Annotated in this window: 21 protein-coding genes, 1 tRNA gene and 1 other annotated feature; all 22 genes read right to left on the reverse strand. The window is 41.7% G+C overall.

Features of this window, described 5'->3' with window-relative positions; translation table 11 throughout:
- Positions 1-13: 13 nt before the first annotated feature.
- Positions 14-208, reverse strand: coding sequence for a DNA-directed RNA polymerase subunit omega (rpoZ, locus tag MOO44_RS07135; RefSeq protein ID WP_219054497.1), 195 nt, complete (start codon positions 206-208; stop codon positions 14-16).
- Positions 208-825 carry a guanylate kinase gene (gene gmk / locus MOO44_RS07140; RefSeq protein ID WP_260116448.1) on the reverse strand — a complete coding sequence of 206 codons (618 nt, stop codon included), beginning with the start codon at positions 823-825 and terminating at the stop codon, positions 208-210. The genes rpoZ and gmk overlap by 1 nt, the downstream gene beginning before the upstream one ends.
- 78 nt (positions 826-903) lie before the next feature.
- Positions 904-2,598 carry a DNA repair protein RecN gene (gene recN / locus MOO44_RS07145; protein WP_260116449.1) on the reverse strand — a complete coding sequence of 565 codons (1,695 nt, stop codon included), beginning with the start codon at positions 2,596-2,598 and terminating at the stop codon, positions 904-906.
- A 47-nt stretch (positions 2,599-2,645) separates the two neighbouring features.
- The gene (locus tag MOO44_RS07150; RefSeq protein WP_260116450.1) at positions 2,646-3,101 is read right to left on the reverse strand and encodes an arginine repressor; all 456 of its coding nucleotides are present in this window, start codon (positions 3,099-3,101) and stop codon (positions 2,646-2,648) included.
- Between the two features lie 23 nt (positions 3,102-3,124).
- Entirely contained in the window at positions 3,125-3,943 is an 819-nt protein-coding gene (locus MOO44_RS07155; protein ID WP_260116451.1) for a TlyA family RNA methyltransferase, read from the reverse strand.
- 12 nt (positions 3,944-3,955) lie between these two features.
- Positions 3,956-4,840: a polyprenyl synthetase family protein gene (locus MOO44_RS07160; RefSeq protein ID WP_260116452.1), complete on the reverse strand. Its 885-nt coding sequence runs from the start codon at positions 4,838-4,840 to the stop codon at positions 3,956-3,958.
- 5 nt (positions 4,841-4,845) lie between these two features.
- Positions 4,846-5,070 carry an exodeoxyribonuclease VII small subunit gene (locus MOO44_RS07165; protein WP_260116453.1) on the reverse strand — a complete coding sequence of 75 codons (225 nt, stop codon included), beginning with the start codon at positions 5,068-5,070 and terminating at the stop codon, positions 4,846-4,848.
- 3 nt (positions 5,071-5,073) lie between these two features.
- Positions 5,074-6,423 (reverse strand): exodeoxyribonuclease VII large subunit, encoded by a 1,350-nt coding sequence (gene xseA / locus MOO44_RS07170; protein ID WP_260116454.1) that lies wholly within the window; start codon positions 6,421-6,423, stop codon positions 5,074-5,076.
- On the reverse strand, positions 6,416-7,276 hold the full coding sequence (locus MOO44_RS07175; protein ID WP_260116455.1) for a bifunctional 5,10-methylenetetrahydrofolate dehydrogenase/5,10-methenyltetrahydrofolate cyclohydrolase: 861 nt from the start codon (positions 7,274-7,276) through the stop codon (positions 6,416-6,418). Before MOO44_RS07175 ends, xseA begins: the two co-directional genes overlap by 8 nt.
- Positions 7,277-7,411: 135 nt before the next feature.
- Positions 7,412-7,813: a transcription antitermination factor NusB gene (gene nusB, locus MOO44_RS07180; protein ID WP_260116456.1), complete on the reverse strand. Its 402-nt coding sequence runs from the start codon at positions 7,811-7,813 to the stop codon at positions 7,412-7,414.
- The gene (locus MOO44_RS07185; RefSeq protein WP_260116457.1) at positions 7,810-8,250 is read right to left on the reverse strand and encodes an Asp23/Gls24 family envelope stress response protein; all 441 of its coding nucleotides are present in this window, start codon (positions 8,248-8,250) and stop codon (positions 7,810-7,812) included. Before MOO44_RS07185 ends, nusB begins: the two co-directional genes overlap by 4 nt.
- A 41-nt stretch (positions 8,251-8,291) precedes the next feature.
- Positions 8,292-8,855 (reverse strand): elongation factor P, encoded by a 564-nt coding sequence (gene efp / locus MOO44_RS07190; RefSeq protein ID WP_260116458.1) that lies wholly within the window; start codon positions 8,853-8,855, stop codon positions 8,292-8,294.
- Between the two features lie 138 nt (positions 8,856-8,993).
- Positions 8,994-9,290 (reverse strand): 50S ribosomal protein L27, encoded by a 297-nt coding sequence (gene rpmA, locus MOO44_RS07195; protein WP_260116459.1) that lies wholly within the window; start codon positions 9,288-9,290, stop codon positions 8,994-8,996.
- Between the two features lie 28 nt (positions 9,291-9,318).
- Positions 9,319-9,651, reverse strand: a complete 333-nt coding sequence (locus MOO44_RS07200; RefSeq protein ID WP_260116460.1) for a ribosomal-processing cysteine protease Prp — start codon at positions 9,649-9,651, stop codon at positions 9,319-9,321.
- Positions 9,652-9,665: 14 nt separating this feature from the next.
- Complete coding sequence (gene rplU / locus MOO44_RS07205; RefSeq protein ID WP_260116461.1) at positions 9,666-9,974, reverse strand: 50S ribosomal protein L21; 309 nt, start codon at positions 9,972-9,974, stop codon at positions 9,666-9,668.
- A gap of 19 nt (positions 9,975-9,993) precedes the next feature.
- Positions 9,994-10,070, reverse strand: a sequence feature (ribosomal protein L21 leader region).
- Between the two features lie 109 nt (positions 10,071-10,179).
- Positions 10,180-10,253: transfer RNA gene (locus MOO44_RS07210), tRNA-Arg, on the reverse strand.
- Between the two features lie 61 nt (positions 10,254-10,314).
- Positions 10,315-10,827, reverse strand: coding sequence for a 2-deoxyuridine 5-triphosphate nucleotidohydrolase (locus MOO44_RS07215; protein WP_260116462.1), 513 nt, complete (start codon positions 10,825-10,827; stop codon positions 10,315-10,317).
- A gap of 19 nt (positions 10,828-10,846) precedes the next feature.
- Positions 10,847-11,749 carry a hypothetical protein gene (locus MOO44_RS07220; protein ID WP_260116463.1) on the reverse strand — a complete coding sequence of 301 codons (903 nt, stop codon included), beginning with the start codon at positions 11,747-11,749 and terminating at the stop codon, positions 10,847-10,849.
- Positions 11,736-12,608: a hypothetical protein gene (locus MOO44_RS07225; RefSeq protein ID WP_260116464.1), complete on the reverse strand. Its 873-nt coding sequence runs from the start codon at positions 12,606-12,608 to the stop codon at positions 11,736-11,738. The genes MOO44_RS07220 and MOO44_RS07225 overlap by 14 nt, the downstream gene beginning before the upstream one ends.
- A gap of 123 nt (positions 12,609-12,731) precedes the next feature.
- Positions 12,732-13,667 (reverse strand): dihydroorotate oxidase, encoded by a 936-nt coding sequence (locus tag MOO44_RS07230; protein WP_260116465.1) that lies wholly within the window; start codon positions 13,665-13,667, stop codon positions 12,732-12,734.
- Positions 13,668-13,681: 14 nt separating this feature from the next.
- Positions 13,682-16,855, reverse strand: coding sequence for a carbamoyl-phosphate synthase large subunit (gene carB / locus MOO44_RS07235; RefSeq protein WP_260116466.1), 3,174 nt, complete (start codon positions 16,853-16,855; stop codon positions 13,682-13,684).
- Positions 16,855-17,940: a carbamoyl phosphate synthase small subunit gene (locus MOO44_RS07240; protein WP_260116467.1), complete on the reverse strand. Its 1,086-nt coding sequence runs from the start codon at positions 17,938-17,940 to the stop codon at positions 16,855-16,857. Before MOO44_RS07240 ends, carB begins: the two co-directional genes overlap by 1 nt.
- Between the last annotated feature and the right edge of the window lie 16 nt (positions 17,941-17,956).

The following is a 17,956-nucleotide window of genomic DNA, read 5'->3' on the forward strand; positions in this document are numbered from 1 at the left end:
TAAAACAATTAGTCTAACGATCAATTTGTACAACGCCCGCTGCAATTTCTTCGAACGCCTTTCCAATTGACTTTTGTGACTTATATTCTGATAACAATGGCTTAGCACCGGCATCTAATTCGTGGGCCCGCTTACTTGCCAACATAATTAATGAATACCGAGAATTCACTTGGGTCAATAATTTATCAACTGATGGGTATAGTAACATTAATCTTCATCTCCTAACATTGAAAGGTAATCAGGCATTACACGAGTAACCTTCAATCGTTCGCTGCGAACGATGTTTTTAATATTGGTAACTGCATTTTCCACCTTATCATTCAAAACGGCATAGTCATAATTGCGCATCATCTTGATTTCACCAACGGCAGTATGAATTCGCTTATTGATAACATCCATTTCATCGGTCCCCCGACCAATTAATCGATTTCTTAATTCTAATAAGTCAGGTGGCGTTAGAAATACAAAGACGCCCTCTGGTGAATTAGCACGAACTTGCATGGCACCATTCACTTCAATTTCTAAAAAGACATCCCGCCCTGAATCAAGGGTTTGATTAACGTATTCCAGTGGTGTGCCATAGTAATTGTCAACGTACTTAGCGTACTCTAACATTTCACCATTCTTAATTTTTTCTTCGAATTCTTCCTTTGATACGAAGAAGTAGTCAACACCATTCTTTTCCCCATCACGTGGTTTCCTAGTCGTCATGGAGATTGAATATTGAAAATCAACATCTGGTTCATTAAAAAGTGCTTTTCTAACGGTTCCCTTACCAACGCCAGAAGGCCCTGATAACACAATTAACATTCCTCTTTTAACCATTTTTAAATATCCCTTCAAAATAAGCTATTATTTATATTATCACTTTTTTTAACCAATTTATCAACCCATTAATTTAGATTAAACGTGTTTCTTTTCTGAAGCCATCTTAAGCATTTCATCAGCATGTTCTAATGTTAATTTTGTCACCTTTTTACCAGCTAACATTCTTGATAATTCAGTAACCTGCTGATCATGGTCCAGTTTTTGAATTGTGGTTTTAGTCCGGTTGTTAATCACCTGTTTTCCAATAAAGTAATGGTGGTCACCAATTGCTGCAACTTGTGGTAAATGGGTGATGCAAAGGACCTGTTCAGTCTCAGCAATCGCACTGATCTTTTCGGCCATTGCCTGTGCAACACGACCACTAACCCCGGTATCAACTTCATCAAAGATAATTGAAGTTACCCCCTGTGCGCTAACAAAGATGGTTTTTAAAGCCAGCATAATTCTGGACAATTCACCACCGGAAGCAATTTTGGCTAATTCATGAAATCCTTCTCCCGGATTAGTTTGAATGTAAAACGCCACCGCTTCAATCCCATTGCTAGTAAAATGGTGGGTGGCATTGGGCGTAAAACTAACCTCAAAGCGCGTTTGTTCCATGTATAAATCTGCTAATTGTTGGTGAATGCGTCCTTCTAATTTAACTGCAGATTGATGGCGAAGCGAACTCATTTGCTCACCTAACTGCTGTAACTTCGTTTCCACAGTTAATAATTGTTCATCTAAATCATTACTATCACTTTGATCCGCTTCGGTTTGTTTTAATTCTTTACTAATTTTTTGATAGTAATTCAAAATTTTTTCAATGGAATCTCCATATTTACGCTTTAGTTGGTAAATCAAATCCAAGCGCGCTTCAATGTCCGCTAAGCGATTTTCATCGAACTCCTGTAAATCAGTTTCCCGAGAAATTTGATTAGAAGCATCCTGTAAGGCGTAGTAAGCATTCTGCAAGTCTTCACTAATCGCTTGATAGCTGTCATCGTATTGCTCAATGGATTGCATCGAATTCATTGCATCACCAATCATATCCAACGGGCTAATGGTTTCATCCCCATTAATTTGAACAAAGCTCCCCTTTAACGCATCGCTAATTTTTTGATGATTTAACAGCTGATCACGTTCCTTCACTAATTCGTCTTCCTCATTTGGTTGTAACTCAGCTGCATTAATTTCATTCACTTGAAATTGGAGCATATCAATATGCTGTGCCCATTGTTGTTGATTATTATTCTTATCTTCAACTAGCTGCTTGAGCTTTTTAAAACGACGGTAATAATGCTGGTATGATTCCAAAATGGTTTTGATGGGTTTGCCGATGAACTCATCCAAAAGATGTAGGTGGCGCTCCGGTTGCAATAATTCCTGGTGGTCATGTTGGCCCTCAATATCAACGATGGTCTGCCCAATCCGTTTTAAAGTATTGGTATTGACTAACATTCCGTTAACTCGACAAACATTCCGCCCATTTTGGGTAATCTCACGTTGTAAAATCACACTACCATCATCATGATCAATGCCTAGTTCATCTAATAAGCGGTAGGTCAGCCCGTCAGCTGGAAAGATAAATTGACCCTGTAAGACCAATTTATCGGCCCCCGATCGAATCAACGATTTAGAACCCCGCCCACCGGCAAGTAGGCCAATTGCATCCATTACGATTGATTTCCCAGCACCGGTCTCCCCGGTCAGCACCGTCATATGGTCCTCAAAATTGACCTCAATATGATCAATAATGGCTAAATTCTTGATGTTTAATTCCTGTAGCAATGGAGAAATCCCCCTATAACAAAAAAAGACTCAACGATTAAGTCCCTTTATTTTACCACTAGTTGATTTATTTTGTCTCTAAATTCGATAGCCGCTGCATCTGAAACACAGATAATCAAAACGGTATTATCATCACATAGGACCCCGAAGACGGAGTCGTAGTTCATTTTCTCCACTAACGAACTAAGAACGGCCCCGCTACCTGGAGAAACCTTGATCAAAACGTTCTTGTCCTGAACAGCGATTGAAATTAAAGAATCATCAACTGCTTGTTGGAGTTTTTTTTCGATATTAATTCTTTTTTCTTGTGGCAAGCTGTATTTATAGCCACCTAAACGGGAGGGCACTTTTACTAACCGCATTTCCTTGATGTCTCGAGAGACCGTTGCTTGAGTTACTTTGACCCCCACTTCATCAAGCATCTTAACGAATTCTGCTTGATTCCGGATTGCTTCTTTACTAATTAATTGTTTGATCATGTGTTGGCGATCTCTTTTTTTCAATTCGGAACCCCCCATTCCTAATGTTACTTTTTAATATTTAGTGCTTCATCTGCATTTTTTAGGACTTGCGCAACAGACACGTCTGGTGAAATTTCTGGATGCTCAACGGACTTTAAATGAATTAAGAATTCAATATTACCCTCGCCACCCTTAATTGGTGAAAAGTCTAATCCTAAGACTGAATAGCCACTGGCAACTGAAAATTGGATAATATCATTCAATACGTCAACGTGCACTTGATGGTCACGAACAATTCCATGTTTACCAACGTTTTCACGACCAGCTTCGAATTGTGGCTTCACTAGCGCAACGACTTCCCCTGCCGGTTCAATGATTTGCTTCAATGGTGGCAAAATTAAATGTAGTGAAATAAACGAAACATCAATTGAAGCAAACTCAGGACGACCATCAGTAAAATCTGCTAGCTTACTATACCTGAAGTTAGTATGTTCCATTACAATTACCCGGGGGTCATTTCTTAACTTCCACACCAATTGATTGCTACCCACGTCTAATGCATAACTTTGCTTAGCACCCGATTGCAGCATTACATCGGTAAACCCACCGGTCGAAGATCCAATATCCAATACGATGCGGCCACTAACGTCAATTTTAAATACCCGGAGTGCCTTTTCTAATTTCAAGCCACCACGACTAACGTACGGTAGCGGTTTTCCCTTGATGTGTAATTTAGTATCAACGGGAATCCGTTCCCCGGGTTTATCCAGTCGTTCCTCATTTTTACCCAGAACTTCACCAGCCATTACGGCCCGCTTGGCCTTTTCTCGTGAATCAAATAATCCCTGTGCGACCAATAAAATATCTACTCGTTGTTTTTCCATTCTTATGCTCCATTAAAATTGAAAATAAGAAAAAAACGATGCCAATAAAGTGGTATCAACGTTTTTTTCTGCTTGCATTTGCTTTAAAGCTGAACGTCCCGCTTCAATTGTCTTAGCCAATTGCTGATAGGAACGATCAAGCCCCATTAAATTCGGATAGGTGTTTTTATTTGCATCCTGGTGGACCGGTTTACCAAGTTGATCGGCACTGCTGGTAACATCCAAAATGTCATCATAGATTTGAAACGCAAGCCCGAACGATTTAGCAAATTGATCCAATAAGGGTTGGCAATCACTGCGGTTTGCAATGAGCCCCCCTGCCCGAACTGCATATAAAATTAAGTCACCGGTCTTATGACGGTGTAATTTTTGTAAATGTGCTAAAGCTAATTGATGTTGTTCATAATAAATATCATCAGCCTGGCCCGCTACCATCCCGGATGGACCGGCTAATCGACTCAATTGGTCCACCAACTCAATTTTAGTCGCTGCTGGTAATGAATTATCAACTAGCCACTGAAAGGCAAGTGTCAACAAACCATCCCCAGCCAACGTAGCCATTCCTGCACCAAATTTAACGTGATTAGTCGGCAGTCCCCGTCTTAAGTCATCGTCATCCATAGCTGGTAAATCGTCGTGAATTAATGAATAGGTATGCAATAACTCAACGGCACTGGCAGCTTTAAAACTCGCCTCATCTGGTTGGACTTGAAATGTTTCTAACACCGCAAGCGTTAACAACGGCCGCAGCCGCTTGCCACCAGCAGTAATCGAATAAAGCATTGATTTAGCCAACTGAGCTTGGTCCACATCTACCGGGACCCGTTGCGCTAGGAACGTATTAATTTGAGGCCGCAAACGAGCTTCAAAATCCATTAATTGTTTATCAACACCCATTATAATTACCCCTGATCACGATCAAATGGTTCTTCTTGGTTGTTTTGGTTCATAACCTTAGTTAACTTGTTTTCAGCATTGTTAAGTGTTGATTGGAGATCGCCACTTAATTTAATCCCAATTTGAAATTGTTTGAGGGCCTCTTCCAAGGGAACGTTGCCCTGTTCTAGTTGTTGAACAATTTGTTCTAATTTTTTCATATTTTGTTCGAATGTTGGTTGTTCACTCATTATCTAATCCTGCTCCTTAGCTTGAATTTGTTTAATTTCGGCGGTGGCGTTCCCATCGATAAACCCTAGTGTGATTTGGTCATTTACCTTTAAATCACTAACTCTTTGAATCACGTGCGTATCCTTTGAAACGTACGAATACCCGCGACCCATGATTTTCAATGGACTTAGGTGTTCCAAGGTGTTAACGAGTTTTTTAAATTGGTTTTGCTTGTCATTAAAGCGGTTGTAAACGGCGGCCTTCATCCGTTGATTTAATAAATTAAGCTGATTATTTTGAGCCTGCACCAATCTAATTGGTGATTGGTAACGTAAGTTATAATTTAGTTTTTCTAACCGCTGACGGTCCAGATTCAATTGATTTTGAAAGCCATTATTCAACCGATCACGCAAGTTATCTAATTGTTGAACGTAGCTTTCATATAACCGTTCTGGTTGCCGAAAGACATATGAACCCTTGATATTATTCAACCACTGTTGATTCCGCGCTAAGTAATTATGAAAGGCGTTGAAAATCCGCTCATGGGCATTTTGTAAACTAAATAACACATCGGATAACTTAGGAACAGCCATTTCAGCAGCAGCCGTCGGTGTTGCAGCACGTTGATCAGCTACAAAATCAGCGATCGTTGTATCAGTTTCGTGTCCGACCGAAGAAATCACCGGAATGCGACTTTCAAAAATCGCCCGAGCCACTCGTTCCTCATTAAATGGCCAGAGGTCTTCAATCGAGCCACCTCCCCGTCCAACGATCAAGGTATCAAAGTTCCCCAATTGATTGACCCGTTCAATTTGTCTCACAATGTCATCAGCAGCCTGATCGCCCTGAACAATCGCTGGAAATAAAACTAATTGAGCAATTGGGAACCGGCGCCTAGTCGTAGTAATAATATCCTTAATTACCGCACCGCTTTCCGATGTAATCACCGCAATTCGTTTTGGGAGCATTGGCAATGGCTTCTTATACTGGGGATCAAACAAACCCTCACTGGCTAGTTTATTTTTTAATTGTTCGTAAGCCTGATATAGTGCTCCGATTCCATCCGGTTCCATTTTATCAACGTATAATTGATAGGTCCCAGTTTTTTGGAAAACTGATATCCGTCCCCGCACATTGACCTTCATTCCATCCTCTAGCTTAAATGGGAGCTTCGCAAATACCGACTGCCACATTACAACGTCCATTTTGCTATGATCATCTTTTAATACAAAATATTGATGTTTTGGTCGCAGCCGGAAGTTAGAAATTTCCCCTGTAATAAAAACCTGCCCTAAATATGGATCAACATCGAACTTCCGCTTAATGTAGGTATTAAAGGCCGTTACCGATAGGTATTTATTATCATTAATCATTTTTAGCACTCCATGATGCTAATTCAACGGTTTGCCGCATTAAAATTGCAATCGTCATTGGCCCCACACCACCAGGAACAGGTGTAATGTAACCAGCAACCTTTTCGGCGGATTCGTAGTCAACATCCCCAACTAGCTTCCCAGCTTCGTTCAAATTTTGACCAACGTCAATTACGGTCGCACCGACCTTTAAATCTGCTCCTGAAACCATATGGAGCTTTCCAGTCGCAGCCACCACAACGTCTGCCTCCTTAATATAGCTTTTAGCATCTTGTGAATAGTGGTTCAAGACCGTTACGGTAGCATTAGCATTGATCAATAGGGCTGCCATTGGCCGACCCACAATTGAACTTCTCCCGATTACAACTGCTTTTTTACCAGTTAAATCGATGTTATATTCAGCAAACATTGCCATGACTCCCTTAGGGGTACATGCTACCGGGTAGTTTTTAGGTTCATTCAAGAATAAATTACCGACGTTCACAGGATGGAAACCATCAACGTCTTTTTCTGGTTTGATCGTTCTAGTAATCAATTGTTCATCAATGTGCTTTGGAAGTGGTGATTGAACTAAGATCCCATTAATTGCATCATCATCATTATATTCATTAACGACCTTTAACAATTCTGCCTGAGTGGTTTCCTTTGGGAGGTGGTTAACGATGGATTCGATGCCCAACTGTTCGGCTTTTTTGTGCTTATTCCGAACGTATCTAGCACTGGCCTGGTCATCACCCACTAGAATTACCGCTAAACATGGTTTAATTCCTAAACTATGTAGCTCGTTTACCATTTGTTTAGTATCATCATTAGTTTTTTTTGCTAACGCTTTTCCATCAATAATTTTTGCCATGTTCCAATTCAACCCCTTGATTTTTTATGCACCAATTCGAATTAACATTATCTTATTTTAGCATAACATAAAAAAGGGTTCGTACTGTGTACGAATCCTTTATAATAAATTAAATTATTATTAAGTTTTTAATAATTAACCACTAACTACGTGTGAAAGGACCCCGCTAACAAAGCGTCGGGAACGATCATCACTATATTTCTTGGTTAATTCGATTGCTTCATTAACCGCAACCTTATCGGGAATGTCATCAACGTAATCATGTTCATAGAATGCAATTCTAAGAATAATTAGGTCCACCTTTGCGATTCGATCGATTGACCACTTGGCGCTTAAATATTCACTAATTTGTGAATCTAACTCGGGTTGATGTGCTAATACACCATCAACTAATTGGCACAAATAATCGGGATATTCCGCTTGGTCATCCTTAACAATTACATGGAAGAACGCTTCCTTATCAGTCTCCTTATTTGCATTAATCGCAAATAAAGTCTGAAAAGCAAGTTCTCTAATTTGGTGTCGATTTAAACTCACTTTTTCTCACCCTTACTATTATCGTTATCTGCAAATAAATCATCAGGATCAATTTTGCTTTCAGAATGAGCATGAACAATCCCGTCCACATGAACGTTAACATCCAATACATCCAATTCGGTCATAAAGAGTAATTGTTGTTTGACCTTATCTTGAATTTCTAGAGCAACCTTTGGTACTGATACCCCGTATTCAACGTAGACGTAGATATCAACACTAACTTGATCACGGTCATTAAAGGAGAGCTTAATGCCCTTCCCAAAATCCTTGTGACCAAATAGTTCGTTTACTCCAGTGGAAAATGAACCACGCATGCGTTCAACTCCTGGAACCTTAACAGCAGCAATACTTGCAATAATTTCAAGCACCCGGGGAGCGATTTTAATCGAACCCGCGCTTTCTTTGCCACCCTTTAATAAAGTGTTACTATCTGCCATAAATATCACCCTTTCATTAGATGCCGGTATTGATATTGTAATTAAGCTCTAGAAATATAAGTCCCATCAGTAGTGTTAATTGATAGCTTGTCCCCTGAGTTAACAAAGAATGGAACTTGAACTACTAATCCCGTCGTCATCGTAGCTGGCTTGGAACCACCTGAAGCGGTGTTTCCCTTGATACTTGGTTCAGTATCGGCAACTTCTAATACTACGGTGTTAGGAAGTTCCACTCCAAGCGTTTCACTACCATATTGAACCACGTTCACTTCCATGTTTTCTTGAAGGTAGTTTAACTCATCCTTAATTTGGTTACCAGGAATGGTAATTTGTTCGTAAGTATCCATATCCATAAATACGTAACCAGAAGGATCACCGTATAGGTATTGCATCTTGCTAGTCGTAATGGGTGCTTGTTCCATCTTAGCACCGGCTCTAAAAGTCTTGTCCTGAACGGCACCGGTTCTTAAGTTCTTTAACTTAGAACGAACGAATGCGCCCCCCTTACCAGGCTTAACGTGTTGGAAACTGATGATCTTCCAAATTGCGTTATCTACTTCGATCGTTAACCCGTTCTTAAATTGTGCAGTTGAAATTGTAGCCATTGTTATTCCTCCTAATAGTAAAAACAATGATATCTCTATCTTAATGTCCTAAATATTATAACATACTTAGTCTAACATTATTAATTTTGCAAATAAAAAGGAGCCTCACGGAGGCTCCTTAGTTATCTTTTATCCGTATTATTTAGCGACAGCTTCAGATACTGGGTATACTGAAACTTGACGACGGTTACGGCCTAAACGTTCAAACTTAACGATCCCGTCAGCAAGGGCAAATAAAGTATCATCGCCACCACGCTTAACATTTTTACCTGGGTAAATGTGAGTACCACGTTGACGGTAAATGATTTGACCAGTAGCGGCCTTACCACCGTCAGGAATCTTAGTTCCTAAACGACGACCAGCTGAGTTACGACCATTGGCAGTAGAACCTCCCCCTTTATGGTGAGAGAAGAATTGTAAGTTCATTTCTAACATATCGATTACACCTCCACGGATGAAATTATTAATTAATTTTTAAGTTAACGTATTGCGAATACTGTTTCGCAATCTCCTTCATGCCTAGCTCAAATGCTGCAAGCAACGTCTGAGCTTGCAATGATTGCTCATCATTATCAATGACTGGCACCCTTACGATTAGCAATCCGCCATTAACGGAATCGCTTTGAACGTCTGGGGTAACACCAGCAACAGCAATTAACGCATTTGTCGTTGTAATGGACAATGCTGATGCCGCTGCACAAACAATGTCTTGACCATACTCGCCTGAATCAGCATGACCCGTTAATTCAAAGCCGGTAATCAAGTCCCCCTGACGGTGGATAATTGTCTGTATCATTAACTGCTCCTTAATTAAGCCTTGATTGAGTCAATCTTAACCTTAGTGTAAGGTTGACGGTGACCCTTCTTTGATTGGGCACCCTTCTTTGGCTTGTATCTAAAGATAGTGATCTTCTTTTCGCGGCCTTGCTTTTCAACAGTTCCTGAAACTGAAGCACCATCAACGAGTGGAGCCCCAACCTTAGCTGAGTCACCACCAACAAATACAACCTTGTCAAAAGTAACCTTGTCACCTTCGTTTGCGTTTAACTTTTCAACGAAGATTGATTCACCTTCAGCAACCTTGTATTGCTTACCACCTGTAATAATAATTGCGTACATCTATGTGCACCTCCTTAAATAATTTGCTTAGACTCGCCGAAATTAAGCGCCGGCAAAACCGAACTTAATACTTAAATCGTGCGGTTGTAGCTGTGGAAGTCCACAAATACAACAACGCTTAGTATACCCCATCTAATCAACTTAAGTCAAGCCACAAAAAAACATTAGCCTAAAAAGACTAATGTTTTTTAATGCTATTCACTAATGTCGCAGGAGAGACTCGAACTCTCGACCTACGGTTTAGAAGACCGTTGCTCTATCCAACTGGGCTACTGCGACATTCAAACAACATTAATGATTATACGAGATGATTTCAAATGTGTCAATCCATAATTTTAATTTACTGGTGATCAATGCTCTCAACCCCGCACTGGTGGTCGAACTCAGTCGCAATCTCTTTTTGCGAAAAATGCAGATCAGCTAACCCTAATTTTAGCAATAACTTCCATGCATGGTTAAAATCAGTCTCACTATGCTTAAAGTAGGCTGCATTCAACATGTTTTTAGTTGCTAAATAAAGCTTACTAAAATCAGTCTGGGTCAATTGTCGCCCTAATTTAGCTAACTGCTGGTCATCCACCAAGATGTTGCGGTTCCAGTTGCGTAAATTAGCAACCAATAAACAGCCTCGTAATACCCGGGTATACTGGACTAATAATTCATCCTTAGTGACTGCTTTGCGGTCAGCTTTCGCCATGAACCAGCCAATTTGAGCGGCTAATTCAGCAAATGATACATCTAAAGCAACCACCGCATTTTTAAACCGGGTCTCCGGTAAGGGGTGCAGTTGGTTGTGTTGTTCGTATTGACGATAATAATTCACCGCGTTGATTAGCATTGCTTGAAAATTCAATTTAACCATCCCTTCTAAATTAGTCGGCATTAATTTGTAAATCAGAAAGGTTCTTTAGGTACCAATCCCTTAAGAAATCGTATTTTAATAGTAATTGGAACCAAGAGACATTGTTATCCCCATCAACAATCTGCATTCCCCAATTCGGATTCACATCTGTCCCATCGTTAAACAGATTTAAAGTGGCCCCGTCTAATTTTAACTGGGCGCCGGTCTGCTTATAAGAAATTAATGAATACTTATCCTTGGCTGAACTGATGAATAATTCATCAATAATTGCGCGGGGTAGCTTCCGATTTTTAAACGCGTGAAAATGCTGATCACTCGTATCTAAAATGCCATAACTAACCTGATAATCATAATCAGCATGCATAAAATCAGCAAATGCAATTAAGGTATTTACTGCGATAATAATCGGGGTGGGGCCTAAATCATCATTTAATGTCTCCACAAATAAATCTAACAGGGCCTGATCATTAAAATGAATCCGTTTGATTTCAAATGATAGGTCAAACAAGGGGTTGCCATAGGTCGTATCAGTATATGAGATTCGATCATTATTGACTACAAACTTAAAAGTAATCCCATTATCTAGTTGAATCAGCCGTTGGGCAACATTGCCCGCAGTCCCGTTCATATCCATTTGAATCATTGAAGAAATATTATTTTCTTCTAACACCCGCGCCATAAAGATTAAATAAAAATCGGCACTAGAATACCTAATTGGAAATTGAACGTAATCGGTATCCATTTTAAAATGAATCAAATCATCGATCGATTTTAACAGTTCGTCCTTATCATCGGTATAAATCATCCGATCTAATAATTTGGAATAATCATCACCGCGCTTCAATCCCGCCTTTAACTGCCGATTGTATTCAAACAATGCAATGCTCATTTTACGATCACTATCCTTCATCATGGCTGCCCCCCTTATGGGTTGCTAAATATTGCATGTAATCATAATACAAGTTTGATTGCACCTCCATAAAGCGACCAAAGTTTTGGAATTTATCACGGATACTTTGCTTTTCGTAGCTAATGATCGTATCTTCTTTATTCAATTCTAAGATTTTAGACTCATTCTTCTTAATCTGCTTAGCACCAGCTGCAGCTTGATCGTCCTCCGCCACTAATTGCTTATACTGATCAGTCAAACTAGTGTGTTCTTCTTTGACCTTCGCAGCATCCCATGGCATTGTAAAGCCGGATTCATTTTCACGAATTGCCACCTTGAGCTGGCTCTTAATGGCATCGCGGTCAGTCTTTGAATCAATTAAGGTCTGTAGTTTTTGGCTTTCGTTAGTGATTTCCATAATATCATCAGAATAGTAGGTCTTATTTTCAGCTTCTAATTTAAACGATTGCCCTAGTTTGTTTAATTCCACATCATTAAATTCAAACCGGACGTTCAATACGTCTAATTCACCGAATAATTTATGGTCCCACCAGTTTCCGAAATACATCCGAAAACGGCCGTTTTCATATTCATTATAGTAAAAAAATGGAAACTCCATCCCTAAGTAATCAATCAATTGATCACTTAGGTAGTGACTCAATTCAGGTTGAATATCACTTACGATTAGTGAAACATCATACTTATCATCCACTGGTTTTTTTGGTTGCATAATGGAATTGAACCGTTCGGCATTAATCGATTGATAGATAGTTAAATCGTCATGATGACGTAATGCATCACGTAATGCATTCAAATGGTAAATCTTAGCGTTCAAACTAGTTTTGAGTTGGTCTGCGCTAGATTCGATTCTATCATTATTCATTGTTTACCCTCGCTCTATTTCGTAGTTTAAGGCTGCATCTTGTAATAAACAAAAATGTAGCCAACTTAAGTTAACTACATTCTATAATATCATAATTTAATTTTTAGGATAAATCTTTTTGCATTAAATTGTATTAAGTTTTCCACGGAAATCAGCTAATGCGGTGTAGCCCTTATCAGCCATGATCCGTTCTAACTCATTGGTCAATCGGTGGTAGACCCCGATTCCTTCAGCTTGGAGTTGGGTCCCAATTGAAACTAACTCCGCACCACAAAGAATGTGCGCAAAAACATCGGCACCGGTCTGGACCCCACCGGTCCCAATCACTTTGATCGAATCGTTCAACCGTTGTCTTAACGCCCGGACGTTCGCAAGGGCGGTTGGTAAGACCATCTTGCCACCCAGGCCCCCAAAGCCACCCTTGGGCTTAATTACGACCGATTCACTAGCAACATCGACCCACAGGCCATTGCCAATTGAGTTAATCGAATTAACATGGGTCAACGGAAACTGGTTCAAAATGGCCGTAATTTGATCAAAATGAACTAGGTCAAAATATGGTGGCAACTTAACCCCCAGGGGCTTCTTAAAGAAGCTGAACACTGATTGAAGCAGGGCTTGGGTGCCCTCAAAATCATATGCCATTTGGGGCTTCCCAATTACATTCGGGCAGGAAAGGTTCAATTCGGTCAATCCCTGATAGTCGGAATCTTGAATCTGGTTCAGCAATTGAATATCGTCATCCGCAGATAAGCCTGCCACCGATAGAATCGTCGGCTTCGCATGGAATTGTAAGACATATTGAATGTAGTAATCGAACCCGTTATTGGGTAGCCCCATTGAATTAATGGAGCCATTTGCTAGTTCGTAGTAACGCGGGGCGGGATTGCCGGCCCGCTTTTCAAGGGTGGCACTTTTAGTCACAGCGCCCCCCACAAATTCATCCTGCAATAATTCATCTAATTCGGTCGTACTTTGACAATGCACTCCCGAGGCGTTCAAGAACAACCGGTCAAAGGGCACCCCGTTGATTTGCCCCGTTAAATCAAACTTACTCATGTTTTATCCCCCAATTATAATGGCTTAATCTCAAATGAACGGGCCTCTAACACATCTAAGAATGCGGCGACTGTGTCTAGTCCAGTAAATAATGGAATTTCATTTTCAATTGCCGTTGCTCTAATTTGGCTTTCATCGTTTGCAGCCCGTTTCGTGTTATCCACCGTGTTAACGACCACCTGTAGTTGATCGTTTTGCAGTTCGGTCACCGCATTATTTTCTGATTCCTCAATTTTATCGATCCGATTAGCAACTAACCCGTGGTCTTCAAAAAATTGGGCGGTTTGGGCAGTGCCTTGAATTTGGAAGCCCAATGCTTTAAAGCGCTTTGCTAGGTCCAGTGATTCCTGCTTATCGGCATCAGCCACCGTAAACAATACGTTCCCATGGTCTGGAACGGTAATGCCAGATGCCACGAACGCCTTGTACAATGCCTTTGAGAAGGTCACATCTGATCCCATCACTTCACCGGTCGACTTCATTTCAGGCCCCAGCGTACTGTTAACTGCTGGTAACTTGCTGAAGCTAAATACGGGTGCTTTCACATGCACCGTCTGCGGTTCTGGAACCAAGCCCTCTTGATAACCTAATTCAGGGAGGGTCTGCCCCAGCATTACCCGAGTGGCAACTTGCGCCATTGGGATATTAGTGACCTTCGATAAGAATGGCACCGTCCGGGAAGCTCTCGGGTTGACTTCGATCACGTATGCCCGATGATCATGAATAACGAATTGAATGTTCATCAATCCAACCGTGTTCAAATCCTTAGCTAACTTGATGGAGTCATCAATAATTTGTTGTTTGATATTTGGTTGCATGTTTTGTGGTGGGTAAACCCCCATTGAATCACCAGAGTGAATTCCGGCCCGTTCAATGTGTTCCAAAATCCCAGGGATTAAGACGTTGGTCCCATCTGAAATCACATCCACTTCGGCTTCCGAACCCACTAAGTAGGAATCAATCAACACCGGATGTTCATTTGAGACCTTCACCGCTCTGTTCATGTATTCACGCAGTGCATCGTCTGAAGTAATAATTTCCATGGCCCGGCCACCCAGCACATATGAAGGCCGAATCAAGATCGGATAACCAATTTCATTTGCGACCTTAACCGCACCATCAACGGTAGTGGCAGTGGCCCCCTTGGGTTGGGGTAACTGTAAGCGATCGATGACTTCACCAAATAACTCCCGATCTTCACCACGGTTAATATCTTCGACCGTCGTCCCCAGAATCTTGATTCCGCGTTGATGGAGTGGTTCGGCTAGGTTAATTGCGGTCTGGCCACCAAATTGAACCACTACCCCCAGGGGTTGTTCATGGTCAATGACGTTCAATACGTCCTCTAGGGTCAACGGTTCAAAGTAGAGTTTATCTGAAATCGAAAAATCAGTTGATACCGTTTCAGGATTCGAATTCATAATAATGGCTTCATAGCCGGCCTTTTGAATCGCCCGAACGCTGTGGACGGTCGCGTAATCAAATTCGACCCCCTGTCCGATCCGAATCGGCCCCGAACCAACAACTAGAATGGATGGTTTCTTGCTTACCACTGATTCATCCTCTTCTTCGTAGGTCCCATAATAATATGGGGTTTGGGATTCAAACTCTCCAGCAACGGTATCCACCATTTTATAAACGGGCAGGATTTGCTGTTGCTTTCTAGTGGCCCGAATCTGATCGCCACTTTGGTCCCATAGCTTACCGATCACATCATCGGTAAATCCATTTTGCTTCGCTAAGCGCAACGTATCACTATCATGGTGCTTACGTAGTTGGTCCTCAATTTCAATGATGTGTAATAATTTATCAAGGTAAAATTCATTGATTTTAGTAATGGCATGGATCTTTTCAAGGGCTACGTGTCTTCTTAGTAATTCACAAATTACGAATAACCGGTCATCTTGAGCGGGCACTAATTGATTCAATAGTTCTTGGGTGTCGACCTTTGCAAGCCGCTCATCAAAAACGTACTTGTCATCAATTTCTAGTGACCGAACCGCCTTTAAGATTGATTCCTCAAAGTTTCTCCCGATTGCCATCACTTCACCGGTCGCCTTCATTTGGGTCCCTAGTCTGCGACTTGCTGCTGGGAACTTATCAAATGGCCACCGGGGAATCTTAGTTACCACGTAGTCCAATGCTGGTTCGAATTCTGCTAGCGTGGTCCCGGTAATCGGGTTGGTAATTTCATCCAGGTTTAAACCAACGGCAATTTTAGCCGCCATCTTAGCAATTGGATAACCAGTGGCCTTAGAAGCTAGTGCCGAAGACCGTGAGACCCTTGGGTTCACTTCAATGATGTAGTATTTAAAGCTATTGGGATCCAATGCCATTTGGATGTTGACCCCACCTTCAATGTCTAGTGCCCGAATGATCTTTAAAGCCACGTCCCGCATCATTTGATAATCGCGATCCGATAGCGTTTGGGTGGGTGAAACCACAATCGAATCACCGGTGTGCACCCCAACTGGATCAACGTTTTCCATTGATGCAACGATCAAGGCGTCATCCTTTGCATCCCGCATCACTTCAAATTCAATTTCCTTATAACCGGCAATTGATCTTTCGACCAGGACCTGGGTCACGGGGGATAGCTCCAACCCGTTCGTGGTAATTTCATCTAATTGGGCGTCGTTGTAAGCAAAGCCACCCCCGGTCCCACCTAACGTGTAAGCAGGCCGAATTACGACTGGATAGCCGACTTCAGCAACAAAGGCCTGGGCTTCTTCTAGCGTTGTTGCAATTCGTGATTCTGGAACTGGTTCATGTAGCCGTTCCATTAAATCTTTGAATAATTCCCGGTCTTCGGCCTCTTCGATCGAATGGAGCTTCGTGCCCAGTAGTTCAATTTTCAATTCAGCTAAGATACCGGAATCAGCTAGTTGCTTAGCCATGTTCAATCCGGTTTGCCCCCCTAGCGTTGGTAGGATGGCGTCCGGTAATTCTTGGCGAATGATTTTTGAGACGAATTCTAGGGTGATGGGTTCGATAAAGACCTTATCGGCAATTTCTTTATCGGTCATAATGGTTGCCGGGTTGGAGTTAATCAAAATCACTTCGTAGCCCTCTTCACGCAACGATAGACAAGCTTGTGACCCTGAATAATCAAATTCAGCCGCTTGGCCAATTACAATGGGTCCCGATCCGATGACCAGGATTTTTTTGATGTCGGTTCTCTTTGGCATTAGTCTTGACCTCCATTATTGTGCTTAATTAAATCAATAAATTGATCGAACATGTATTCAGAATCATGTGGTCCGGGACATGCATCCGGATGGAATTGAACTGAAAAAGCGCGATGGCCCTTTAATTTAACCCCTTCGACCGTTCCATCGTTGATTTCTTCGTGGGTAATCACTAAATCCGTATCCCGTAGTGAGTCCCGATCAACTGCGTACCCATGGTTTTGGGAGGTAAAGTTACACCGGGGACTATTCACATCGTGAACAGCGTGGTTAAAGCCACGGTGGCCAAACTTCATTTTGTAGGTCTTTGCCCCATTTGCTAGTGCAAATAACTGATGACCCAAACAAATCCCCATTAGCGGATAGCGTTCCTGAAGGGTCCGAATCGTATCCAGTGCGTATGGGTATTCAGTGGGGTCCCCAGGCCCGTTGGATAGCAATACCCCAGCTGGGCGAGATTCAATGATTTCCTTAACGGGGGTGTTCCCAGGAAATACGATCACGTTTGCATTTCGTTTTGAGAGGGCTTTGACGATTGATTCCTTCAACCCAAAGTCCAGCAATGCAATTCGAACGCCATCATTGGGGGCTTGGTAAATATTCTTCGTTGCTACTTGCTTGGCCTTAGCTTCTAATTCAGCTTGGTAGTCGCGTTCAAACATTTGATCGATCTTAGCCTGATCTAATTCGCTCACGATTACGGCGGGCATGGAACCCTCTTTTCTAATTTCCTTAGCTAGCTTCCGGGTATCGACGCCGGTTAAGCCGGGGAGGTCTTCTTGTTCGGCATATTCAGCTAGGCTCATTACCGAGCGAAAATTACTAGGTCTGCGGGCTAACTCATGGACGATAATTGCATCCACTGCAGGTTGAAAGCTTTCAAAGTCATCGCTGTTGATTCCGTAGTTGCCAATCAATGGGTATGTAAATACCATTGCTTGCCCGTAGTAACTAGGGTCGGTGATGGTTTCTTGATACCCCGTCATCCCAGTACTGAAGACGACTTCCGTAAACACATCTCGATTGGAACCGAATCCCTCTCCGGAATAAACCGAGCCATTCTTTAACACTAAGTAACGTTTCATTGTAATCCCCCTCAAA

It is taken from the genome of Nicoliella spurrieriana, from assembly GCF_023380205.1.
In the GTDB taxonomy this organism is placed as follows: Bacteria; Bacillota; Bacilli; order Lactobacillales; family Lactobacillaceae; genus Nicoliella; species Nicoliella spurrieriana.